This window comes from Marinobacter sp. S6332 (assembly GCF_023016045.1).
Taxonomy (GTDB): Bacteria; Pseudomonadota; Gammaproteobacteria; order Pseudomonadales; family Oleiphilaceae; genus Marinobacter.
The window spans coordinates 172,605-194,970 of sequence record NZ_JALKAP010000003.1 but is presented as its reverse complement, the minus strand read 5'-3'; the positions used below and the strand labels follow the sequence as shown (position 1 = coordinate 194,970).

The window sequence follows — 22,366 nt, the reverse complement described above, 5'->3', positions numbered from 1 at the left end:
CTCAACTTCACCAAAGCCTGAAGCTTTCGCTATTGTTACTACAGGTTGAATTTTACAGCCACCAAGGAGGCATGTAATGAGCAAGAACTTTATTGGTCTGGACAAAGAAAAAACGGTAAAGCTGGCCGATTCTCTCAACGATCTGCTGTCCAACTATCAAATTTTTTACATGAACGTGCGCGGTTATCATTGGAACATCAAAGGCGATAATTTTTTTGAGCTGCACGTGAAATTTGAAGAGCTTTACGACGACCTGTTGCTAAAGATTGATGAGATTGCAGAGCGCGTTCTCACATTGGGCCATCGCCCTTCCCATGCATACAGCACTTATATCGAACGCTCGGAAATTCCTGAACAGAAAGACGTCGCGGATGGCAAAGAGGCTATGAACAACATTGTCGATAGCTTTGCCAAGTTGATAGGCAAACAACGGGACTTGCTAAGCCTTGCAGGCAATGCAGAGGATGAAGGCACCGTTGCTTTGATGAGCGATTACATTTCCCAGCAGGAAAAAACGGTCTGGATGTATCGCAGTTATTTGGGCCACTAAGCCCCGGCAGCGGTAAAAAGGCGGTCGTCTGGCCGCCTTTTTCATGTCTGCATGAAATGTGCGCGTTACGAATTCGCGGCTAGAGCTGGCACGTCTTGATGCAAAAACCACTTTTCTGTGATCACCTTACGCGTAAACCAGTGTGATCGCATCAGCGTGGCGGCCAAGGGCATTTTGACCCAATCCGGCACCTGAAAACCTTCCTCGGTAACAGAGCCACGATGGCCAAAACGTTCCGCAATGGCATCGGCGTAGGCCTGCAAGGAGGTGGCAGAAAAGTCTGGCGCTTGCCGGATTACGTCAGCCGCCAATAATGCAGATTCAACGGCCGGGCGAATCCCTTCACCGCTTTGGGTATAAGCAAGCCCCGCAGCATCGCCAATGAGCAAAAGGCCGTCGTCTAGCAGCGCCCGCTCTGCATGGTCATAAAGCAAATAAGCGTGACCTTTGAAGCGGCTGGGCAGGTCTGCCGGAACCTTGCCTTTGGCTTTCATGGCCTCCACAAAATCTTGCAAATGGTCCGTCAGTTTGTGGTTGTCTTCCCGCCCAAGTCCAACGTTTAAGTAGTTACCTTTGCGAAAGACCCAAGCGTAACCTTTTAGGTCTTTGCAAAACCACAGCTCGGGCGTGTCTCCTCGGACTTCGCAGGCTTTTGCTTGTTCGTGAGTCATTTCAAACTCGATTTCTTTGGCGGCCACGACGGTTTCATGGCTTCCCGGGCCGTCGCCAACCAGCTTGGCAACCGGGCAGAAGTGCCCGCCTGCGCCAACAATTAAGGGCGCCGACCAGGTGTCGTTGATCACCCAGTTACCCTCTTTGCGGGTAATATTATTAACGGGTGTACCAAGCTGTTTAGGGGTATTTGTGCGCTCCAGTAGATAATCATCGAACTCGCAGCGTCTTATGCCATAGCTGACGACACTGCCATGATCATTTTCAACCGCCGTCTGTCCCATCATGCCGATCTGGAAACGGCGTATAGGTTGAAGTGTTCGGCCATTACCGTAGTCGGCAAGATCGATATCCAAAGCTTTAATCACTGAGGGGGTTACCCAGCCGGCGCAGGTTTTGTCCCGGGGGAAAGCTTGTTTGTCGATCATCAGAGCACGCTTGCCGCTACCCTCAAGGGCTTTTGCAAGAGTTGATCCTGCCGGGCCTGCGCCAACGATAATCAGGTCATACGTTTCCATGTGCGGTAACCTCAAACGTTTTCAGGTGCAGCGGGGAAGGTATAAAGGTCCTGACGGGTTGCAGGTAGCTGATTACTATCGCCATGGGTAAACACAACCTGAAAAAGCTGCAAAGACCCCGCCTGAAATGCGGCAATAGAGCCTGCCAGATACATGCGCCAGGCTCGCGTAAAGTGCTCGTCGTACATATCAGTGATCCTGCCTTGTGCCCCGTCAAAGCGCTCCATCCAAACGCTCAGGGTGCGGGCATAGTGGAGCCTCAGGTTCTCTACATCGAGTACAGAAAAATCGCCGTGTTCACACAGGTCCATGATCTCGCCGATACTGGGGGGATAAGCGCCGGGGAAGATGCGCTTTTCTATCCATGCGTTCATCAACATGGGCCTGTTGCGGCCAATGCTGTGAATGAGTGCCATGCCACTGGGCTTTAGTGAGCGTTTAATCAGTTCTGATAGCGCATGGAAATTTTCTTTGCCCACATGCTCCAACATGCCAACCGACACAAACGCATCGTACTGGCCCTGAATGTTGCGGTAGTCGTCTTTAATATACTCAATTTGTGTGTGCAGCCCTTGTTTACGGGCCTGCGCCTGAGCATAGGCAATTTGCTCCTCAGAAATATTGTAGGCGTGAACCTTAACCCCATAATGACGCGCCATGTAACGCGCCAGCCCACCCCAACCGCAACCGGCCTCAACCACTGTCATGCCGGGTTTGAGTCTAAGCTTTCTGCATATATGCTCCAGCTTTGCCAATTGTGCTTGCTCTAAACTCAGTTCCGGGCGCTCATAGTAGGCGCAGGTGTACTGCATTTCGGCCTGATCGAGCCAAAGCCGGTAGAAGTCGTTGCCTAGATCGTAGTGATGGTGAATGTTTTCCAGTGCTTCCGAAGGACCTGTTGAGCGGGGCGCATGGCTTCGCCAAAGAGCTTCAAGCCAACGTGGCCACTTTTGGCGAGCCTGATGAATAGCTCGGTAGAGGGCATCCATTAGATCTGGCAGGTCGCCCTCCACATCCAACCGCCCGGCGCTGTATAGGTCGCCAAAAGCTAGATTAGGATTGGCGACCAACGCGTATAGTGCTTTGGGATCGGCTAGATAAACGGTAAACAGCGCAGGCTGCCCATGGGGTTCAATTTCATCGTTGTTCCATAACCGGAACCGAATGGGAGGAGACCCTGCCATGCGCATGAGCTTTGCTACCAGCCAACGCTCGTGGGAATGTGGTTCGCGAGTTACCTGAGTATCCTGCAGGGGCAGGTTTAGGACGTGGGATTGGTTGGTGTGGCTGTGCTGGGGGGCGCTTTTTCGAGCGCTATTCTTATTCACGGACTCTACTCCCTTTTTTACCCTAACATTGCTGTTCAGGCTGGCGGTCGCGCGCCGAGGCTTATCCCGAATACTTGTCTGAGAATTGTTGATTGCTTACTAAGTATAGAGAGAGTTTTGTGTTTGTCAGGTATGCAGTCGCAGCCGGGCTTGGCGACCCGGCTGCGCCACAAATCAGTAAGAGGAGCTCATGCCGAACCACTCGGGGAACACTACGATCAGCGCCAGCACAAACACCTGAAGGAAGATAAACGGCAATACGCCTTTGTAGATATCGACCGTTCGCACTTCCGGTGGTGCCACACCTTTCAGGTAGAACAAAGAGAACCCGAAGGGTGGTGTGAGGAAGCTGGTTTGCAAGTTCATGGCGATGAGAATGGCGAACCAGAGCATGTTGATGCCCAAAGCTTCAGCCACGGGCGCCAGAATAGGCACGATGATAAATGAGATTTCCACAAAATCGATGAAAAAGCCCAGAATCATAATCACCAACATGGCGAGAATGATAAAGCCCCACTTCTCACCCGGTAGCGCCAGCATCCACTCTTCCAAAAGATAGTCGCCACCTGTATAGCTAAAGACCATGGAGAAAGCCGTAGCACCGATCAAGATAGCAAACACCATGGCGGTTACCTTGACCGTATCTTTCGACGCATCCCAAACCATTTGGAACGAGAACTGCCGGTAGATAATGGCCAAAATAATCGCGCCAACACCACCCAGAGCGGAGGATTCTGTAGGTGTGGCAATGCCGGTAAAGATTGAGCCGAGCACGATAACAATCAACGCCAACGGCGGAATGATCGCCAGCAGCGCATTCATTACTTCCTTTTTACGGGAAATGCTGTCGTCTTTCGGCATGGCTGGTGCCGTCTCGGGCTTGAAGCGGGTCATGATCAGGATATAGACAATATATAGCCCGATAAGCACCACGCCAGGTCCGACGGCGGCCTTGAACAGGTCGCCAACAGGCAGTCCGAGTACATCACCCAGAATGATCAGAATGATTGAGGGCGGAACAATCTGCCCTAGAGTGCCCGCCGCACAAATGGTGCCAGTTGCAAGGCGCTTGTCATATTTGTGGGCTAGCATAACCGGCAGGGAAATCAGGCCCATGGCTACTACGCTTGCGCCCACAACGCCGGTGGAAGCCGCGAGCAAAGCGCCCACTAGAATAGTTGATATGGCCAAGCCGCCCGGTAGCCCGCCAAACAGCCGGCCCATGGAGGTTAACAATTGCTCAGCAAGGCGGGTGCGCTGCAAAATAACACCCATGAAAATAAACAGAGGCACAGCCATCAGGACGGTGTTTTGCATAACGCTCATGATGCGGTAAGGCATAAAGGCAAATAAATCCATGCCTTCTGCGAACACACCAAAGAACAAAGCAACGCCTCCAAAGGTGAAGGCAACGGGGAAGCCCAGCATCAGCATGAACAGGGCAACCAAAAACATAATCATACCGATCATGCGAGACCTCCTCCGCTGTGCTCACCTTCGTACTGTTTCTCACCAGACATAACACGCAGAGCGTAGGTAGCCATGTTGAGACCAGCTATAGCGATAAAAAATGCGGTGATCGGGATAATCGATTTAATGATCCAGCGTTGGGGTAACCCGCCGGGGTCGCCGCTGCCTTCGCCCATTTCGTAGGCGTTCACAGCGAAATCGTAGCCATAGATGCCAATCAAGTAGGCAAACGGAATGACAAATATCAGCGCACCTATGAGGTTTACCCAAGCCTTGGCTTTGCCGTGCCAACGCGTATAAAAAACGTCAACCCGAACGTGGCCATCGGTCCGCAAGGCATAGGGAATCCCGAACAGGAATACCACCGAATACAGGTGCCATTCCATCTCCTGCATCCCAATAGAAACTTCGTTAAACGCGTAACGGGCAACAACATCGTAAAAAACATTGCCAGCCATCAGCAACATAGCGACACAGGCTATCCAGCCACACAGAGCGGACAAACGGGCAAGGCCTTCGTCCAGCTTTATAATCCACCGCATTTACTATCCTCCGCCAAGGGCTGGCGATTTTGCTATTGCTATATACAACAAAGCCGGGACCACCTCCGAAGCGATCCCGGCTCCATTACAGCCTCTATCTTACTCTACTGTACCCATGGTGTTCAGGTATGCGCGCTCAGAAATATCGGTATATGCGCGGCTTTGCTCCAAATAATCTTGCTGCGATTTTACAATCCGAGCAGCCTGCTCGTTGCTTTCAGATGCTTCTTTAAGCAGCTTTTTGTTGGCATCGAACATAGCCTGGAAAATATCCTGCGGGAACTGCTTAATCTGCACGTTCGGGTAGTCTTTCTTAATGTTGGCCCAGGCTTCTGCGTTGGCGTGCTGAGAGAGGACCAGCATGTCGTAAGAAGCTGTGCGCATTGCTACTCGCATGATTTCTTGCAGGTCGGCTGGCAACTTTTCCCAAACCTTCTTGTTGATCAAGAATTGCAGTTCAGTGGATGGCTCGTGCCAGCCTGTGTAGTAGTAGTCAGCAATCTGTTGAAAGCCAAGACGCAAATCCAGAGCTGGACCTACCCACTCAACCGCATCAATGGTGTTGCGCTCAAGTGCAGTATATAGCTCGCCCGGTGCGATGTTGGTGGGGTTGACGCCCACTTCTGCGAACACTTCACCAGCGAAGCCGGGAATACGCATCTTCAGACCTTTAAGGTCGTCCAGTGACTTGATTTCTTCACGGAACCAGCCGCCCATTTGAACGCCGGTATTGCCACCTGGGAAGGAGAGCATGTTATGAGGCGAATAGACTTCCTGCATAAGCTCCATGCCGCCGCCGTGATAGAACCAGGCATACTGTTCCATGGCGTTCATGCCAAAAGGCATGCTGGTGAAGAATAGAGTCTCGGGAACCTTGCCTTTCCAGTAGTAGGAGGCTGAGTGGCCCATGTCGTACTGGCCAGCCTTAACCATATCAAACACGCCTAGCGGCGCTTTATGCTTGTTGGCAGAATCGATACGGATTTTTATGCGCCCGTTTGACATGGTCTCTACGGACTTGGCGAAGTTTTTGGTAGTGTCACCAAAAATCGGGAAGTTTGGGCCCCAGGTTTCGGCCATTTTGAGAGTAAAGGTGTCTTCAGCGAATGCTTGCGCAGAAGTGAAAGTAGCGGCCACGGTGATTAACGCCGCAGAGAGAACGGAACGAATCTTCATTGCTCTTGTGTCCTTTTGTCATTTTTATAGGTCTAGCCTGAGCTTTTTTCGAGAGGCTTTACGACTCGTTGACATTATCAAGTATCTTGCGCCTCAGTAAAATGAAAAAACGCCCGGTTACGACATAGGTCGTAGACCGCCTCAAAGATCGTTCATTCTGCCAATCTGGCTGGACAGCTGCATGGCTTCGTGCTGCTCTAGAGATAAGAGGTCTTCAAGCAGTGTTTTGGCGCCTTCTATTTCCGCCTTACCAATGAGTGTTTTGTAGAGATCCATCACCTGATCGTGGAAGGCAAAGATCTCTTTAGCTATGTCATCAAAGCTCATTGTCGTAAACCTTGGGTCGCAGGCCGCGCCAGGTTTGAGCGGTTTGTGGTTCTGATAATCATATAGCCGTGTTTGCAAAACCTTGGGGTCAGCCTGCTTCTCAAACTCCGTTACCGTTTTTGCCAACATTGCCTCGTGGTTGGCAACATAGTCCATAAGCGCACTGGTGCGCTCGTTGTTGTGCTTCTCTGCAGCGTCGTGCAGGCACCTTGCCAAATGAGCATGCAGTTGGCGGGTCCAGTCAATCAGGTCTTCAAAGGTTTTTATTTCCATGGCCAAACTCCGTCAATAGGGTATTTATCTAATCCAATGATCACAGGTTAGTCTATTTAGCTGCCTTTGCCGCTGAGCCTATTGCTTGAGCGGTTTCAGCGCGGCTGCGCCAGCTTCGGAAGCGGCGCAGCGCGGGTTTCTCCACCGTGTAGTGAATCAGCGAGGCAAGAAGAAAGGCTGTACCAAGCGCTAGGCTAACGCCCAGCCATCCCGGAAGGCCTGCGCTGTAGCCCCAGCTAATCACGCCATAACCAATGTTTTGGTGCACCAGATAAAGGCTGTATGAAAGACTGCCTAACCACAGCAAGGGGCGGTTTGCTAGCCAGTTGAGGCGCCCTGCAACGGCCAGCGCAAACACGGTGAAACACCCAAGCACAAACAAGCTATAGGGCATTTTATAAGCAAAGAGCCCGTGGCCTACCGCAAGAGCCAGCAGTGCTGCGTCTGCCATTATCGGTTGGCCGTAGCGATAAATACGGTATATCAGCATGCCACCAATAAACAGCGGAGCGTACTTCACGAACATCAGGTCTTTGACCAGAAATTCTAAGCCTTCAGGTATTTGCTCCCACCAAATTACGCCAGCGTAGCTGGCCATCATCCAAACCCAGAAAGCCAAGCGAAGTTTTGACCAGTCGCGCAACGTATAAAACAACAGTGCCATCCAGCTATAGAAAGTGACTTCTACAACGAGGCTCCAATAAGCGCCGTCTACATGCTCGGCACCAAAGTATTCGTGCAGCAAGGTGGCGTTGAGCAACGCGGTTTCAAAACTTACCGCCCGACTCTCAGGGCCCAGAAGGTGCACGGATACGAACGTTAGAATAATACCTGTCCACAGTGCCGGTAATAGCCGAACCGCTCTCGCCAAACCAAACCAAGCGGCGTTGCGAGTGCGCTCAAGGGTCATGAAAATGACAAAACCACTGAGTATGAAAAACAAGTGAACGCCGTATCGACCGAAGAGCAGCGTGTCTGTTAATAGCTGGGGAATGTCGAACCCATGGTCGAAAAGCTTGTCGTAATAGGGCAGATAATGAAAAAGCACGACCCCCAAAGCAGCGAGGCCACGCAATGCATCAAGACTGCCCAGCCTTGTTTGAGAAGGGCTCATAGCGGTTTCCGTAGGAATTTTCTCTATAGTAGCCTGCTTTGGCTGAAGGCAGTACGGGTGGGATATACCATTCGCTTGCCGTAGGTATACCATGTGGTAATAAACAGGGAGAGCGCCATGAGCACAACGCTGGGGATTATTGAAGGGTTCTATGGGCCGGTATGGAGCTGGCAAGAGCGGCAACAACTGGTACGTGCGCTAGCCCCGCATGGCTATGGCTTTTATTTGTATGCGCCTAAGGCCGATGCTTTTCTGCGTAGGCGCTGGCAAGAGCCTCATCCACCGGAAATGACATCGGAGCTTGCCGAGTTCGGCCGGTTTTGCCGTAAGCAAGGGCTGCGGTTTGGTATAGGGCTGAGCCCCTATGAAATCTTTAATTGTTTTGATGAAGCTGCCCGCACTGCGCTCGCCGCGAAGCTAGAGCTACTTGACCGCATTGGCATTGATGAACTGGCCATTCTGTTCGACGACATGAAGGCCGACACGCCTGCGCTTGCGGAAACTCAAGCGGAAATCATGCACTGGATTCGCGAACGCACTCAGGTTCGCATTCTTTCAATATGCCCCAGCTACTATTCCGATGATCCGGTTCTGGATCGGGTGTTTGGTGAGCGCCCATCAGCCTATCTTGAAACCCTTGGCCGACTTCTGCACCACGACATTCAAGTTTTCTGGACAGGCGAAGAAGTCTGCTCAAGAGAAATTTCACCCGGCCATCTAAAGCGCGTCAGCGACCGGCTTGGCCGTAAGCCAGTGCTCTGGGATAACTACCCGGTGAACGACGGCGACCGCATGTCGCGGCATTTGCATTTGCGGGCATTTACCGGCCGGCCAGCGGCGAATGCGGCCTATCTAGCAGGCCATGGCATCAACCCGGCCTTGCAACCAACATTAACCACAATTCCCGCAATTACTCTGGCCGAAGCCTATCGACAGGGGCCGGAATACCAATATGGGCAGGCGTTTCGCCATGCCGCAAAAGAAGTGCTTGGGCGGGAACTTGCAGACCAACTTCATGCTGACCTACTGGTATTGCAAGATGCGGGCTTGGGGCGCATCAGCGAGGAAAAACGGCAAAGCCTAATACGCACCTACGACGCCTTTGACCACCCTGCAGCTGGCGAAATCCTGCGCTGGTTGGAGGGAGAGTATCAAGTGACGGATGAGATGGTGCAGACTCAATGAGGTGTTCCCTTGCAATGCTAGCTCGAAGGTCCATAGCTCGTAGTGAGACATAACGGCATGAGGTGTTTCTCCTTTTCTTTGTTGGTAGCGGCACTTTTGCATGCTGGCTGTAGTTACGCGGGGCAACCGCTGAACACTGAAGCGCAGCAGCGTTTTTTACAAAAAAGCGTAGTGCAAACCCAATTTAGCGCCGTGGTGCGTGTGTACAGTGTTAGTAGTGTAGCCATTGCCAATAGTCCAAACATGGTGTGGCATATTTACCGTGCCGAGATCATCACTCCTATCCGGGGCCGGCAGCGTGGTGATATTAGCTATGCCATGGCGGTAGAAAAAAGCGAGGAAACGGTGATTCCCGAAGAGCCGGTGTTGCTAACATTGTGCGTGAATAACGATGATGCCCTTGTTGCTGACTTCTATTGGCCAGGCACCGGGGCCGAGTTTGTGGTTACGCCAGCGCTGATACAAGTTGCTCAGTTGGCTGCTGCGAGTAGCGATAAAGATCAAAGTCAGTTTGTTATGTGTGACTAAGCAATAGCGCAACACGCTATGGAAGGGAAAGTTTCTTCTGGTGAAAATGGCGACTAGTATATTTTTCGGGCTCGTGATTTGGTCTCATTTGTTTCAGAAAAAATGGGGCCACCTGTTCCGACAGCTGTTACTTTCCGAGGGCGCGAAGAGCATTGTTTTGGGAGTTAAAATGAAAAAGGCTTTACTGATTTTTTGTTCATAGTGCTCGCGGAGTAAGGGCGAGCTTGCATCGCGTACTGCGAGGCTTTGTTAATTCAATATTTCAATGTACCACTTGGGCTTAATGCGCCCGAAATCCTTACGGGTGTTGGATTTCAGTGCCTTTTTTGAGTCCAGTACCTTCGCCTCGCCGTGCTCCCTGATGAAAACAACCCAGTGCCAAAAGGGCTTACCTTGTTCGATGCGCCATTTGATGGCCATAAGAGCCCTATCTGGTAGACACTCCCAAGCTTCAAAAGGTGTTTCTTTGGGCGAAACAGAGATGCCGAGTTCACGAAGTAATGTCCGAACGTGCTCTGTTTCTGACCAAAGTGTTGTGTCTGTCGCGTAAATGCCTAGTGCATTTGCTTTTTGCTGGGCCTCTGCGTAGCTGACACCGGCTAGAGTGGCACATGCCGCGATACCACAACCGGTTAATTCTTCTTGAATCACAGATTCCATAGCTTTACCAATTAACGGCTGGGCTTGGGGCGATTTGGAAGTGCTCCGCACCGGAAAAGCGATCCTTATTTCAGTGCATCAAACAGGGCTTAAATTTAATGTTCCGCTGGTGGAGTATTTTGGATGTGTTTTCTATTAGGTTCTTTCAGTAGACCCCACAACCGCACGTAGTGATCAGAAAAAAGGCGGATTCTGCTACTCCTGTAAATAAGTCTACAAACTGTAGCCGTTGTAAGGCCAATTCCGGCAATGTAGATCAAAGGATCGGCGACATAAAGCGACCATATGCTGACTAAGAGAAGAAATACTGCATAGATGGTGCTCAACGTACCTAGAAAACGAAGGTTGCGAGGTTTGGCTCGTGTCAGGAGAAAGCTCGGATGAATCACCAAAAAAGCGCTGAGTGCGCCTACTGCCAGAATTAACCCAGCCGAATCTTCGTGATTGGGAATCGGCTGAACATAGAGGGCGTACACGGATAAAAGCAGGCAAGTATGCGTAGCCAGCATGCATAAAGTAGCCAGCAAAAACGCTCCCATACCAGGGGGGTATAAACTGATATCCTGAGCGTCAGTAGCCTCTTTATTATCGCGCCTCATTGAACTTCCTCATAAATGCCGATAGCAAGAGTGCGTACCACACCATTGGAGGCACTTCCCGAGAAGCTAAAGAAGGCACCCAAAGCGTCTTTTAACTGTTGCTTAGTGGTATGAGAAATTTGAGTTTTTGTATAGCGTTTGGGCACAGTTCCATTTCGCTTAAGGAACTTGAGCATCTTGTTGGAAATGCCCGGCTTATTCATGCGTACGATTTCTTCGGTTAGCCGTGTCCTTTGAGGGCGACTGAGGCCTTCCAGAGCTTCTCGGATAGTAACCCCCTGTGCATGCAGAGTCTTAACCATACGTACCGTCACAAACCCAGCCGCTGCGGCGCCACCAAGAGAGATAACGTCGAGACTTGTTGCAGCGGTGCTATACCATTCCTCTGAATCGATTTGGTCCTTGAGCTCAGGGTTACGTGCTTCCATTCCCACTCGCGCGAGGCCATTCATGCACTGTAGTGAACTCGCTGCAAACGCAGAGTAGGACAAAGCTGTGAGCGCTGAACTGGCTCCACCGGTCAGAGGGATTACACCGGTACTTCCGACGATAACTACCCAACTTAGCAGCGCCGCGCCACATGAAAGAGAGGCTCCCAGCACTTCAGCCAACATTTGGCTTTCCCTCGGTGTTGCAGAAAGATCCTGAGCATGCTGGATGGGCGAGGTTGGTTGGCGTGGCTCACGCAAAATGATCTTTATCGGTTCAATGCTGCAAAGCGGCTGAAATTTTCGAAGGGTAACAATAGTGAAGTTGGCATCAATATAAACAACACCGGCGCCGACAAGTTTTGGATCTGCATCAATAGCAGCGAATAGTTTTTTCTGGTCGAGACTGTGCTCGAGTCGAACGCGAAGCTGATTTTGGGCGAAGGTTTCACCAAAGGGCTGTAGAACGGCATTCATCTTCTTTCATCCTTGAAGTCGAAAATCCATTTAGAAGTTGATTGTAGGCAAGTTTAGCTGACGGAACAAGCGAGCGCATTTGCAAATGCGCGACTGGCGCGGGGTTTTTAACGTGGGCGTCCAGTATCACAAGAGTAACTAAAAGCTATTTGATCGCTTGCAGCTCAATCAGAATTTGAATGCCTAGCTCCTACCCAGAAAACTCAAGACCTTGCGGCATACCGCGGCAAATAATCAACTGAACTGCAACGTAAACCTGTGGCTGCGGGAACCACAGGCATATAGCCCTTTATGTACCGGTAAGTTTCCGGTACTGTTCCAATGGAAATTCGTGCTCACCCCACATTTCTTTGTATTTGCTTGGGCCGATGCGGTCATGGATGTTTGTGAGGATACCGGTTATCCGGTTACTGATGTGCTCCGCCGTGGTTTCGCCTTTAAACAAAACATCATAATCTGATGAAGAGCCGAGCCCCCAACTTGCCCAATCTTTAAACCAGCGAACCTCAAAAGCCATTTGGTTTTGGTCTTTGTGCAGAACCAACTGCAGCTCCCCAGACTCATCCATGAAGGTCGCTTTCGCAGTTCTGGCTCCCGTGCTTACGGCTATTGCAAGCTCTGCCAGATCGCGAAGGCTGTCATGCAAGTAAGACACGTTGTTCACGATCTTTTGGTCACCATCTGAAATGGCTACCTCAGCCCATCCTGCATTTTCAACGATATAGGAGATCGATAGACTCAATTTCTTTGCCTGTATAACCCCAGTGGGAATGTGGGCTCGCTGACCACGTGGTTATGAATGTTCCGGCCACATCCCATCCATCATGACTGGATAGGTAATCGGCTTATAATGGGTAAATTCAATATCTCGGACGTGGGTGAAACCGCTCCAAAGCATCCTCGCGCCCTTCATCCATTGAGATGGCTTAACCCGTTTCTCTATCTTCTCGACTTCCTCAGCCGTAGCTTCTCGGATAGGCCCAACTCTTCCATAGAGCCTTACGCCAGGCGGAGAAACAAAGTGCCCTTTTAGTAGAGACCTGAGCCAAAAAAATCGACCAGCGTTGACAGCCATAATGCAAACATTAGGGTTCTGATCGATATTTCTCCCCAAAGCCTCTGCGTAGTGGTCAAAAAAGTAACCACTCTGGTCATCGCGTAAAAAAACAGTGCCAACAGGTGTGATATGGGGTGTGCCGTCGGGGTTAACAGTGGCGATTGAGCAATAGACGGTTGAAGCCTGACCTTGCTCTAGCACTGACTTTATTTTCTTCCATTCATCCTTGATGTTCATTGTGTCTCCATTCGTGAATAACGGTGCTCAGTGACGACCTCACAATAAAGGCAAAGTCGCGTTAAAAAAGGCGTCCGGTGGAGGCCCCATGGAGCCGGAACGAACCGGAGCTAATGGTTAGACTTTTGCATCCCACTGTTCTCGTCGTAACCGATAAAGTACATGCGGCCGCAACAGACTATCCTCGGGTAAGCTGGGATGTTCGAACTCGCAACTGTATTTCATGCCGATGCGCTCCATGACACGGCGCGACCGCCGATTGCCCACGGTGGTAAAGGAGACAACCTCAGGTAGCTCCAGCCGGTGGTACGCAACATTGAGTGAACCAAATGCAGCCTCTGATGCATAGCCTTTCCCCCAGTGGGCTGAGGATAATCGCCAACCAATCTCGACACGCGGCGAAAAAGGCAAGCTTGCTGTAGGTACGTGTAGCCCACAAAAACCAATAAAAGGCTCGACACCCTTAACCTCTAGCGCCCAGAATCCCCAACCGCGCTGCTCAATGAGCGAGCGAATTTTCTCCGCCATCTCATTACTCGCCTGACGACCCAGCGGTTCGGGAAAGAACTCCATAACCTGTGGGTCAGCGTTAAGTGCTGCGAACGGCTCGAAATCGCTTTCTCGCCATTGCCGCAAACGCAGCCTCTCGGTCTCGAACTCTAGTAATTCTGCCATAGCAGAGTGTACCTTGCCTCAACGCAGAAGGCGGCGCGCGTTAGCGCGTTCGACAACAGCCACTTGTTAAATTTATCTCTTGCGGTAGTCGGCATTAAGCAATTTCGCATCATCCTCACAGAGGTGTTGCCGCTTATGAACAATAAAACTCTCGTAGTCACGACCTTCTGCTTTGACCAATAAATAGCAGGACCAGCCGCCACTCCCGCCGATTGATATGGACCAGAAACGTTCTATTTGTTCTGGAGTGAGTGAGACTAACCGCCCACTCTTCTGCTCCATAGTTACCCCGTTCTCGTCGTATGCTTACTGGTTAGCGAGTCATACTCCCAGTATAAAAGCGCCAAGGCCGCACACAGAGCCCAGAAAATCTTAAGTACGGAGCCTCTGCGCTTGTGGTAGCTGTAGACGAATGCGAAGGGGATGAGCCACAGGTAAAAGCGCAACATCCCTAAGCCTGCGTAAAAGACATTTTCTGAAAAGCTATATGCGTACTCGATTTCCATCTCAATTTAACGCTTTTGTTTAGCGACCCCCGGCAGGGCCGTCCAGTGGAGACCGAAGGCCGGAATGGACTACAACAATTTGTATGCATTTTTTGGCCAGCGCTGTTACCGAGAGAGCTCGAGCTAACAGCAGCAATGCTCTCACTTTTCAAAAATGTACCAATAAACAGCAAAGGCAAATAATATATAGAGCAGAATCAGGACTGTTCTATCAAGGCCGGAATACGCTCGTAGCAACGTGTAGGTCGCTATTGTTCGGCCTGAATTCTGGGCGGGAATTTGCTCGGGTTCTCTGGCGAGCTGAACAAGGTCATCGGAGAACTCTACTGATTGAAAAAACCTAGGTGCTCCAATTTCCTTCCATAGCTTTTCATGCCTGACCTTTAGGCGATGCAGCAAGAAAGGCTTGAAGATCAAATGCTGAAATAGCATTAGCCCACCACTAGCCCACATTAAAAAGAATGATAATTTCACGAAAACCTGTTCCATACTTTTGGAAAACCATAACACCTAGTCATTTAATGGTCGTGCGCAGCGTGACCTTTAAATGTCTGTTGGACTAGTCCGTCGGCACGGCCATTGCTCCGAACCTTGGGGTCTGGCGAATGCGCATAAAGCCGTTGCTTGATGCCTGTGTAAGCTATCGCAAATAGTACTCAACGGTAGAAACTACCCGCACGGTCTTTACCGGGTGTTGTTGCTCTGAAACCCCCGGAGCCTGATCCCGGGCCAGTATCTGGAACACGCCTTGATTGGCCCGGCGTAGGTCGCCCAGTTCGGTTTTGGCATCTTCGGCAAATTGGCTGGCGGCTTCTCGGGCGGATGCCGTGGCTTCCGCAATCATGCCTGGCTTGATGTCGTTCAGGCCGTTGAACAAGTAGGTTGGGCCGCTTGGGCCATAGTCAGATGAGAGCACTACGCCAGAATCCACCAGTTCGCTAACGCCTTGTGCGGCTTGGCGGATTTTCTCAATATCTTCACTGCGCACCATCAGAGTCTGGCTGATGATAAATTTCTGTTCGCTATTGTTGTCCTGATAAGGGTTGGCTCGGGTGTCGGTCACATCCAGCCGTTGCAGTTCCACGGCGCTGTCGCCGATGGCCTGCAGTTTCAGGAAGGCCATGATGGCGTTGCGGCTGCTACGGGCTTTGTCCTGAGCTTCGCTTAGGCTCACCCCGGTGGCGACAAAGCGGATTGGCCACAGGGCTAGGTCGGCATTTACTTCCCGTTCTGCAACACCCTTTACCGTTACGTAGCGATCACCGGTACGCAGGTCGGTGAGGCCATCGCTAATCAGCGAGGCTGATATGATGGCACTCAAGCCCAGAATAAGGGCAGCTATGACTTTCATGGAGAATCTCCCGGGCAGGTGGCATCAGAGGGGCGTTTGAACCTTGCAGACATTGCTTTGTGTTCCCGGTCTTCGTCAAGGAACTCCGTTGGCAAAGGCTGGATAAAATAAAGAAAGTCGCCTTTGTTTTGGTTCTCAAGCAGTGGTGCTGTTTCGGCATCCGCAGGCCATACTACCGGTGAAATCACGGCAATCGAAATATCCGGTGCCCGTTGTTTCAGCAAGGCGACGGTGCCCAGATGTTCTTCGCTGTGAAATGTGCCGGTGGTGTGGATGATCTGCGCCTTCGGGTGGGCTTTCCAGGCAGCGAGTATGCGGCTTGCCATGGTGTTGTCGCGCAGCAGTTGGGCTTGATAGGTGTTGTTCATGCGTTCGCGCATGGCGTCGTCTGCTGCGCCGTGGCTGCTGGTAATGGTGGCATCGAATTTTTCCCGGTAGGCGGGCGTGTCCATAAATGGGTTGTCGGGTAGTTGTGCCTGTTCGCTGGTTGGCAGCGTATTCAGGTGCTCCGGCCCTGTGCGACCAACACAGCGCACTATGGTTGCGGGGGCGTTGGCTGCAATAACGGGCAGGCCATGTTGTCGTGCAAATTCCACCAGTGGGCGGTAGGAGGCGCGGTAATTCGCCCAGGCATTGCTGTCTTCTATAAATTCAGTTTCACCGGTTTTACCGCTTAGGTAGGCATCGACAGCCGCTTGGTTGTTCAGATTGAACTGCTCCATGGATAGCACCTGTTGCGGTTGCTGGCGGTAAAGAGCTGTTTGAATTTGCGATTGCAGTAAGTGTGCGGCTTGATGTCCATGGTATTCGCCAATGACCACTACGTCAGTCTGGGCCAGCTTTTGGGCAAGTGCTTCTAGGCTCAATATCTTGCCTGTGTTGGCATCGGTTAAGCGCGACTCATAAAGAGTTTCTGGCCTCGTATCCGCATTCTCTTTGCTGGAAGAAAGCATGGCTGCGCACCCCGTGAGGCTGCCAATCAATAAAGCCAGTACGGCGATGGATAAACTTTTCATGGCGAAATTATATATGATGTAGGGCCTCGCTACTTGCATGTATTCCCAGACACGAGGCCAGTATGCCCCATCGCGCTCATCTTTTTTCACTCCGGCTTGCCCACGCCTTCCGGGAAGCCTGTATTGACCAGCCCTATAACAGCCGCCGCTTTCTACGGGATTTGATGGCCGGTGTTACGGTGGGCATTATTGCAATACCTTTGGCCATGGCGTTGGCGATTGCAAGCGGTGTTGCGCCACAGTACGGCCTCTACACGGCGTTTATTGCCGGGTTTATTATAGCTCTGACCGGCGGTAGCCGTTTCAGTGTCTCCGGCCCTACGGCGGCTTTCGTCGTTATCCTTTACCCCATCGCGCAATCATACGGTCTTGGTGGCTTGTTGCTGGCAACCCTGATGTCCGGGGTGTTGTTGGTCATCATGGCGCTCATGCGGTTGGGGCGCTTCATTGAATACATCCCCGAATCCGTCACCCTTGGCTTCACCGGTGGTATTGCAGTGGTGATTGCAACGCTGCAGGTGAAAGACTTCTTTGGGTTGTCTGTGGAAAGCATGCCAGAGCACTACTGGGACAAGCTGGCGGTGCTGGCGCAGGCTTTCCCGGCGCTGGACAGCATGAGCGCTCTGGTTGCGGTGGTTACGCTTGCGGTGATGCTGCTCTGGCCGCGCCTGAAAACACCGGTTCCTCCACATTTGCCAGCGGTGATTATTGGTAGCCTGCTGGCCGTGTGGTTGAACGCCAATGGGGCCACTGTAGATACCATAGGGTCGCGCTTCAGTTATCTGCTGCCCGGGGGCGGCACGGGAGCGGGTATTCCGCCGTTTCTTCCAGAATTTGCATGGCCGTGGCAGCAGGCGGGTGCCGATGGCAACCCTCTCGGGTTCTCTTGGAGCATGGTGCGAGAACTCCTGCCGGCGGCGTTTGCCGTGGCTATGCTTGGTGCGATTGAGTCCTTGCTTTGTGCTGTAGTGCTTGATGGCATGACTGGCAAGCGCCACAGTGCCAACAGCGAACTGATGGGGCAGGGGCTAGGTAATATTATTGTGCCCTTCTTCGGGGGTATTACGGCTACGGCTGCTATTGCCCGATCTGCTGCCAATTACCGGGCCGGTGCGGAATCGCCGGTTGCCGCTATGATCCATGCGATTGTGGTGTTATTGGCCTTGGTATCACTGGCAGGCGTACTCGCTTATTTGCCCATGCCTGCCATGGCTGCTTTGCTGATTATGGTGGCCTGGAACATGAGCGAGGCACCCAAGGCTGTGCATCTTCTGAAAACCGCACCGCGCAGCGATGTATTGGTCTTCCTCACCTGCTTTTCTTTAACGGTGGCTTTGGACATGGTGATTGCGATCACCACAGGTGTGCTGTTGGCCGCTGTGCTGTTTATGCGGGAAATGGCGGAGATGACGAAAGTGACCGATATCACCACGGGTAAGCGGGTGAGCGATGAAAACCTACCGCCCGGCTGGAGGGTATTCAAAATCAACGGCCCGCTGTTTTTTGCGGCGGCCGATCGTATTTTTGGAGAGTTAGCTGAGCTGTCCCGCAACGTGGACGGGTTTATTCTATATATGGACGGCGTTACCGTTCTGGATGCGGGTGGCCTGTCTGCCCTTAATAAGCTGATCGCTACCTGCCAGAACAACGGCACACGCATTGTGATCGCCGATCTGCAGTCCCAGCCTCAGCGCACGCTCGCCCGAGGTGGTTTGGGGCCAGTGGAAGGGGTTCTGCAGTTTACCTCGTCGCTGCGAGAAGCGCTGGCGCTGCCATTATCATCCATAGCTTCACACAGCTCATCGCCCTCTGACCCCAACTCAATGCACACCGGACCAAACTGATGAAAAAAACCGCCATGTTGCCGTTTCGCGTCGTCGACCGTGTGAAGTTTATTGTTGAGCGACAACTAGTAAAAGGTGCAGGCTTCCAGTTGCTAGTGGTGGGTATTTTTATTGGCCTTATCTCGCTGATCGGGGGGCTGCTGGTGGTTCCGCAGGGTGGTGAATTTGACGATCCGGGCTCTGCTGTCTGGTGGGCTTTTCTGCGCCTGACCGACCCCGGTTATCTGGGTGACGATGTAGGCACCTGGCAGCGCTTTGTCTCTACACTGCTGACTGTTAGCGGGTACGTGGTGTTTATGGGCACGCTGGTCGCAATACTGACGCGCTGGCTGATTGCCAAAATGGCGGATCTCGAACGTGGCCTCACTCCGGTTACCTTGAAAAACCATGTGGTCGTGTTGGGCTGGACCAGCCAAACCCTGCCTTTACTTGCTGAGTTGCTGGGCTCTTCCGGTCGCATGCGCCGGTTTCTGGAAAAGCATGATACCCAGAAACTGAACCTCGTCGTTTTATCTGAAGATGCTTCGGCGGAGCAGGTTCACGAACTGCGTGCAGAGCCGGGTATTGGCCGCCGGGCTCGTCAGATCATCCTGCGTTCTGGCTCTGCCATTCAACCGGACGCTTTGCACCGTGTGGCTTGTCTTGATGCGGCTGCGGTTATCGTGCCCAGTGCCGTGTATGAGGCGGGCAGCCTGGTCACCTCGGATGTAGAAACCGTTAAAGCGCTGCTTTCGATTGCGGCGCAGGCGCGCCAGTATCAGGCGCCTTTGCCCTTTGTGGTGGCTGAGATTCAGGATATCCGAAAACTGCCCGTGGTAGAGCGGGCCTATCCCGGCGCTGTGGAGGTGGTCGCGGGCAACGCCACCATCAGCCGCCTGATGGTGCAGAACGTGTTGCACCCGGGATTATCGGAAATTTATAACGAACTGCTTACGGCCGGTGCGGGCAATGAAATTTATGTTCGCGGTGGTGAGGCGGTAGCGGGCTTGTCTCTTGGTGAGCTGGCAGCCGTCCGCCCGAATGTTATCGTGCTTGGCCTGCTTCGCCGCAGTGGCCAAAGCTGGGATATTCGTCTGGCAGCGCCCTCCGATACGCGCATCGAAGCTGAAGACCGGGTTGTAATGATGGCCAGAGACTATTCCGAAACCTATGCCGACCCGAAAGCACAGGCTTTGCCGCAGATAAATCGTAGCGAAGCGAAACGTTCCGTGCGTGGGGAGGGTCTGGAGGGGCGCCGCATACTCTTGCTGGGTTGGAACCGCCGGGTGCCAAGTTTAATGGCGGAGTTCGCCAGTTATGGTCCGGGCCAGCCGGTACTGGATATCGTCTCTGTTGTACCCGCATCCGAGCGTGAACAGGCGCTTAACCGTTATGCCGCTGGCAAATCGCTTGAAGGCTATAGCCACATTGAAGCGGACTACATGGTTGAAGATGAATTGCGCCGGATCAATCCGGCTGACTACGACACGATTATACTGCTTAGTAGCGACCGGCTGGCCTCTGGAGAAGAGGCCGATGCACGAACCATGGTGGGCTATCTGCAGCTTGAAGACATATTAGCGGAGGCATCCGGGCGACCCCAACTCATTATGGAGTTGAGTGACCCAGACAACCGGCAACTGCTCTTTGGCCACCAGAGCGAAATGCTTATAAGCCCGATGATTCTCAGCCACATATTGGCTCAGGTGGCCTTGCGCAGGGAACTTAGGGTGGTACTGGATGAGCTGTTTACCGTTGGTGGCGCCGAGATCCGGTTTCGGGATCCAGAAGATTACCCTCTGCCGGCCAGTGCTGATTTTCATGTGCTGGAAAAGGTGCTGGCAGCGGAAGGCGAAGTGGCGCTTGGTGTATTTCGCGCTACTGCAGACGCCCGAGGTAGGCATCTACTGCTCAACCCCCCGCGCAGGCAGTATCTGGAGCTGCAAGCTGGCGACAGACTTGTGGTCTTGGGCCAGTCTTGAGGCTTGGCCCGGTATAAGTTTGGTTGGCTTAGTTGCGTGCAGTCATTGTTGGTATTCATTGAAAAAATGCTGAAAATAGATCATATAAATTTCAATTATAAATCCTGAGCCATTAAAGTACTGCCAACGCCGTAAGTAGCCCGGTGTTTCCCCTGGGCACCATTCACTAACTTTTTCATCAACACACTGAGGATCGAGCTCATGCCTTACGCAAAAGACGTCGATAGCATTGCTTCCATTGTGAAGCAAAACCCGACTTGGCACGCCATCAACCCTAAGCACGCCGCACGTATGCGCGCCCAGAACAAGTTCAAGACTGGTCTGGACATCGCCAAGTACACTGCAAAGATTATGCGTGAAGATATGGCTGCCTACGATGCCGATTCTTCCAAGTACACCCAGTCTCTGGGTTGCTGGCACGGTTTTATCGGCCAGCAGAAAATGATCGCTATCAAGAAGCACTTTGGTAACACCAAGCGTCGCTACTTGTACCTGTCTGGCTGGATGGTTGCCGCTCTGCGTTCCGAGTTCGGTCCTCTGCCTGACCAGTCCATGCACGAGAAAACCGCTGTTTCTGGCCTGATCGAAGAGCTGTACACGTTCCTGCGTCAAGCAGATGCATGGGAACTGAACCACCTGTTCCGCGATCTGGAAGCTGCTGAAAAAGCGGGCGACACTGCCAAGGCAGAAGAGCTGATCAAGCAGATCGACAACCACGAAACTCACGTTGTACCCATCATTGCAGACATCGACGCTGGTTTCGGTAACGACGAAGCAACCTACCTGCTTGCCAAGCAGATGATCGAAGCGGGTGCTTGCTGCATCCAGATCGAAAACCAGGTTTCTGACGAGAAGCAGTGTGGTCATCAGGACGGTAAAGTAACCGTTCCTCACGCCGACTTCCTGTCCAAGATCAACGCTGTTCGTCTGGCGTTCCTTGAGCTGGGTGTGGACGACGGTGTTATCGTTGCTCGTACCGACTCCCTGGGTGCTGGCCTGACCAAGCAAATCGCTGTAACCAACGAGCCGGGTGACCTGGGCGACCAGTACAACAGCTTCATCGATGGTGAGTACATCGAAGACGCTTCCCAGATCGAGAACGGTGACGTTGTAATCAAGTCTAACGGCAAGCTGCTGAAGCCTAAGCGTCTGGCTTCTGGCCTGTTCCAGTTCAAAGAAGGTTCTGGTGAAGATCGTGTTGTTCTGGACTGCATCACTAGCCTGCAGAACGGCGCCGACATGCTGTGGATCGAAACCGAGAAGCCTCACGTTGGCCAGATCGCTGCCATGGTTAACCGCATCAAGGCAGAAGTTCCTGATGCCAAGCTGGTTTACAACAACAGCCCGTCCTTCAACTGGACTCTGAACTTCCGTCAGCAGGTATTCGACGCCATGCAGGAAGAAGGCAAGGATGTTTCTGCCTACGACCGCGCCAAGCTGATGAGTGCAGAATACGACAACACTGAGCTGGGTAAGCTGGCTGACGAGTGGACTGCTAACTTCCAGCGCGACGCTGCACGTGAAGCGGGTGTATTCCACCACCTGATCACTCTGCCGACTTACCACACTGCGGCCCTGTCTACCGACAACCTGGCCAAAGGCTACTTCGGCGAAGAAGGCATGCTGGCCTACGTTAAAGGTGTTCAGCGTGAAGAGATCCGTCAGGGTATCGCTACCGTTAAGCACCAGGATATGGCTGGTTCTAACATCGGTGACGACCACAAGGAATTCTTCGCTGGTGATGCTGCGCTGAAAGCCGGTGGTGCTGATAACACTATGAACCAGTTCGGTTAATTGAACGGTTAATAGTACCCCGCTCCCGGAGTTGTTCCGGGAGCATAAAAACCCCGCAACTGGAGACAGTTCGCGGGG

The 22,366-nt window shown here is 52.3% G+C and carries 20 protein-coding genes; 6 read left to right on the top strand and 14 right to left on the bottom strand.

Annotation, left to right across the window (positions count from 1 at the left end):
* The first annotated feature begins 76 nt into the window (after positions 1-76).
* Complete coding sequence (locus tag MWU62_RS05635; RefSeq protein ID WP_247113941.1) at positions 77-550, top strand: DNA starvation/stationary phase protection protein; 474 nt, start codon at positions 77-79, stop codon at positions 548-550.
* Between the two features lie 65 nt (positions 551-615).
* On the opposite strand, the gene MWU62_RS05630 is transcribed toward MWU62_RS05635, so the two are convergent.
* From MWU62_RS05630 to MWU62_RS05600, 7 genes are all read right to left on the bottom strand, one after another.
* On the bottom strand, positions 616-1,740 hold the full coding sequence (locus MWU62_RS05630; protein WP_247113940.1) for an NAD(P)/FAD-dependent oxidoreductase: 1,125 nt from the start codon (positions 1,738-1,740) through the stop codon (positions 616-618).
* A gap of 11 nt (positions 1,741-1,751) precedes the next feature.
* Positions 1,752-3,068, bottom strand: coding sequence for a cyclopropane-fatty-acyl-phospholipid synthase family protein (locus MWU62_RS05625; RefSeq protein ID WP_247113939.1), 1,317 nt, complete (start codon positions 3,066-3,068; stop codon positions 1,752-1,754).
* A gap of 174 nt (positions 3,069-3,242) precedes the next feature.
* A complete protein-coding gene (locus MWU62_RS05620) occupies positions 3,243-4,538 on the bottom strand; it encodes a TRAP transporter large permease subunit (protein WP_200362160.1) in 1,296 nt (431 codons plus the stop codon).
* Positions 4,535-5,080, bottom strand: a complete 546-nt coding sequence (locus tag MWU62_RS05615) for a TRAP transporter small permease subunit (protein WP_247113938.1) — start codon at positions 5,078-5,080, stop codon at positions 4,535-4,537. The genes MWU62_RS05620 and MWU62_RS05615 overlap by 4 nt, the downstream gene beginning before the upstream one ends.
* 99 nt (positions 5,081-5,179) lie before the next feature.
* Positions 5,180-6,256, bottom strand: a complete 1,077-nt coding sequence (locus MWU62_RS05610) for a TRAP transporter substrate-binding protein (RefSeq protein WP_216007174.1) — start codon at positions 6,254-6,256, stop codon at positions 5,180-5,182.
* Positions 6,257-6,397: 141 nt separating this feature from the next.
* Positions 6,398-6,856 (bottom strand): ATPase, encoded by a 459-nt coding sequence (locus MWU62_RS05605; protein WP_247113937.1) that lies wholly within the window; start codon positions 6,854-6,856, stop codon positions 6,398-6,400.
* A gap of 52 nt (positions 6,857-6,908) precedes the next feature.
* A complete protein-coding gene (locus tag MWU62_RS05600) occupies positions 6,909-7,970 on the bottom strand; it encodes an acyltransferase (protein WP_247113936.1) in 1,062 nt (353 codons plus the stop codon).
* Between the two features lie 117 nt (positions 7,971-8,087).
* Between MWU62_RS05600 and MWU62_RS05595 the strand changes: the two genes are divergently transcribed.
* Both MWU62_RS05595 and MWU62_RS05590 read left to right on the top strand, forming a co-directional pair.
* The gene (locus tag MWU62_RS05595; RefSeq protein ID WP_247113935.1) at positions 8,088-9,155 is read left to right on the top strand and encodes a beta-N-acetylglucosaminidase domain-containing protein; all 1,068 of its coding nucleotides are present in this window, start codon (positions 8,088-8,090) and stop codon (positions 9,153-9,155) included.
* 57 nt (positions 9,156-9,212) lie between these two features.
* Entirely contained in the window at positions 9,213-9,683 is a 471-nt protein-coding gene (locus MWU62_RS05590; protein WP_247113934.1) for a hypothetical protein, read from the top strand.
* Between the two features lie 249 nt (positions 9,684-9,932).
* On the opposite strand, the gene MWU62_RS05585 is transcribed toward MWU62_RS05590, so the two are convergent.
* The 7 genes from MWU62_RS05585 to MWU62_RS05555 all read right to left on the bottom strand — a co-directional run bounded on the left by MWU62_RS05585 (position 9,933) and on the right by MWU62_RS05555 (position 16,689).
* Positions 9,933-10,343 (bottom strand): hypothetical protein, encoded by a 411-nt coding sequence (locus MWU62_RS05585; protein ID WP_247113933.1) that lies wholly within the window; start codon positions 10,341-10,343, stop codon positions 9,933-9,935.
* A 595-nt stretch (positions 10,344-10,938) separates the two neighbouring features.
* Complete coding sequence (locus MWU62_RS05580) at positions 10,939-11,847, bottom strand: hypothetical protein (RefSeq protein WP_200362151.1); 909 nt, start codon at positions 11,845-11,847, stop codon at positions 10,939-10,941.
* Between the two features lie 289 nt (positions 11,848-12,136).
* On the bottom strand, positions 12,137-12,589 hold the full coding sequence (locus MWU62_RS05575; RefSeq protein ID WP_247113932.1) for a hypothetical protein: 453 nt from the start codon (positions 12,587-12,589) through the stop codon (positions 12,137-12,139).
* A 51-nt stretch (positions 12,590-12,640) separates the two neighbouring features.
* The gene (locus MWU62_RS05570) at positions 12,641-13,141 is read right to left on the bottom strand and encodes a pyridoxamine 5'-phosphate oxidase family protein (RefSeq protein WP_247113931.1); all 501 of its coding nucleotides are present in this window, start codon (positions 13,139-13,141) and stop codon (positions 12,641-12,643) included.
* A gap of 117 nt (positions 13,142-13,258) precedes the next feature.
* Positions 13,259-13,816 (bottom strand): GNAT family N-acetyltransferase, encoded by a 558-nt coding sequence (locus MWU62_RS05565; RefSeq protein WP_247113930.1) that lies wholly within the window; start codon positions 13,814-13,816, stop codon positions 13,259-13,261.
* 1,146 nt (positions 13,817-14,962) lie between these two features.
* Positions 14,963-15,673, bottom strand: coding sequence for an SIMPL domain-containing protein (locus tag MWU62_RS05560; protein ID WP_247113929.1), 711 nt, complete (start codon positions 15,671-15,673; stop codon positions 14,963-14,965).
* Complete coding sequence (locus tag MWU62_RS05555) at positions 15,670-16,689, bottom strand: ChaN family lipoprotein (protein WP_247113928.1); 1,020 nt, start codon at positions 16,687-16,689, stop codon at positions 15,670-15,672. The genes MWU62_RS05560 and MWU62_RS05555 overlap by 4 nt, the downstream gene beginning before the upstream one ends.
* A 62-nt stretch (positions 16,690-16,751) precedes the next feature.
* Between MWU62_RS05555 and dauA the strand changes: the two genes are divergently transcribed.
* The 3 genes from dauA to MWU62_RS05540 all read left to right on the top strand — a co-directional run bounded on the left by dauA (position 16,752) and on the right by MWU62_RS05540 (position 22,288).
* On the top strand, positions 16,752-18,533 hold the full coding sequence (gene dauA / locus MWU62_RS05550; RefSeq protein WP_247113927.1) for a C4-dicarboxylic acid transporter DauA: 1,782 nt from the start codon (positions 16,752-16,754) through the stop codon (positions 18,531-18,533).
* 14 nt (positions 18,534-18,547) lie between these two features.
* Positions 18,548-20,494, top strand: a complete 1,947-nt coding sequence (locus tag MWU62_RS05545; RefSeq protein WP_247114124.1) for an ion channel DMI1 — start codon at positions 18,548-18,550, stop codon at positions 20,492-20,494.
* A gap of 201 nt (positions 20,495-20,695) precedes the next feature.
* Positions 20,696-22,288 carry an isocitrate lyase gene (locus MWU62_RS05540; protein ID WP_247113926.1) on the top strand — a complete coding sequence of 531 codons (1,593 nt, stop codon included), beginning with the start codon at positions 20,696-20,698 and terminating at the stop codon, positions 22,286-22,288.
* The last annotated feature ends 78 nt before the right edge of the window (positions 22,289-22,366 follow it).

Bases quoted from the DNA above. Each gene is read 5' to 3' on its own strand.
- MWU62_RS05615 (WP_247113938.1), bottom strand. From the start codon at position 5,080: ATGCGGTGGATTATAAAGCTGGACGAAGGCCTTGCCCGTTTGTCCGCT.
- MWU62_RS05595 (WP_247113935.1), top strand. From the start codon at position 8,088: ATGAGCACAACGCTGGGGATTATTGAAGGGTTCTATGGGCCGGTATGG.
- MWU62_RS05610 (WP_216007174.1), bottom strand. From the start codon at position 6,256: ATGAAGATTCGTTCCGTTCTCTCTGCGGCGTTAATCACCGTGGCCGCT.
- MWU62_RS05540 (WP_247113926.1), top strand. From the start codon at position 20,696: ATGCCTTACGCAAAAGACGTCGATAGCATTGCTTCCATTGTGAAGCAA.
- MWU62_RS05585 (WP_247113933.1), bottom strand. From the start codon at position 10,343: ATGGAATCTGTGATTCAAGAAGAATTAACCGGTTGTGGTATCGCGGCA.
- MWU62_RS05565 (WP_247113930.1), bottom strand. From the start codon at position 13,816: ATGGCAGAATTACTAGAGTTCGAGACCGAGAGGCTGCGTTTGCGGCAA.
- MWU62_RS05590 (WP_247113934.1), top strand. From the start codon at position 9,213: ATGAGGTGTTTCTCCTTTTCTTTGTTGGTAGCGGCACTTTTGCATGCT.
- MWU62_RS05580 (WP_200362151.1), bottom strand. From the start codon at position 11,847: ATGAATGCCGTTCTACAGCCCTTTGGTGAAACCTTCGCCCAAAATCAG.
- MWU62_RS05600 (WP_247113936.1), bottom strand. From the start codon at position 7,970: ATGAGCCCTTCTCAAACAAGGCTGGGCAGTCTTGATGCATTGCGTGGC.
- MWU62_RS05630 (WP_247113940.1), bottom strand. From the start codon at position 1,740: ATGGAAACGTATGACCTGATTATCGTTGGCGCAGGCCCGGCAGGATCA.
- MWU62_RS05605 (WP_247113937.1), bottom strand. From the start codon at position 6,856: ATGGAAATAAAAACCTTTGAAGACCTGATTGACTGGACCCGCCAACTG.
- MWU62_RS05620 (WP_200362160.1), bottom strand. From the start codon at position 4,538: ATGATCGGTATGATTATGTTTTTGGTTGCCCTGTTCATGCTGATGCTG.
- MWU62_RS05635 (WP_247113941.1), top strand. From the start codon at position 77: ATGAGCAAGAACTTTATTGGTCTGGACAAAGAAAAAACGGTAAAGCTG.
- MWU62_RS05560 (WP_247113929.1), bottom strand. From the start codon at position 15,673: ATGAAAGTCATAGCTGCCCTTATTCTGGGCTTGAGTGCCATCATATCA.
- MWU62_RS05545 (WP_247114124.1), top strand. From the start codon at position 18,548: ATGTTGCCGTTTCGCGTCGTCGACCGTGTGAAGTTTATTGTTGAGCGA.
- dauA (WP_247113927.1), top strand. From the start codon at position 16,752: ATGCCCCATCGCGCTCATCTTTTTTCACTCCGGCTTGCCCACGCCTTC.
- MWU62_RS05555 (WP_247113928.1), bottom strand. From the start codon at position 16,689: ATGAAAAGTTTATCCATCGCCGTACTGGCTTTATTGATTGGCAGCCTC.
- MWU62_RS05570 (WP_247113931.1), bottom strand. From the start codon at position 13,141: ATGAACATCAAGGATGAATGGAAGAAAATAAAGTCAGTGCTAGAGCAA.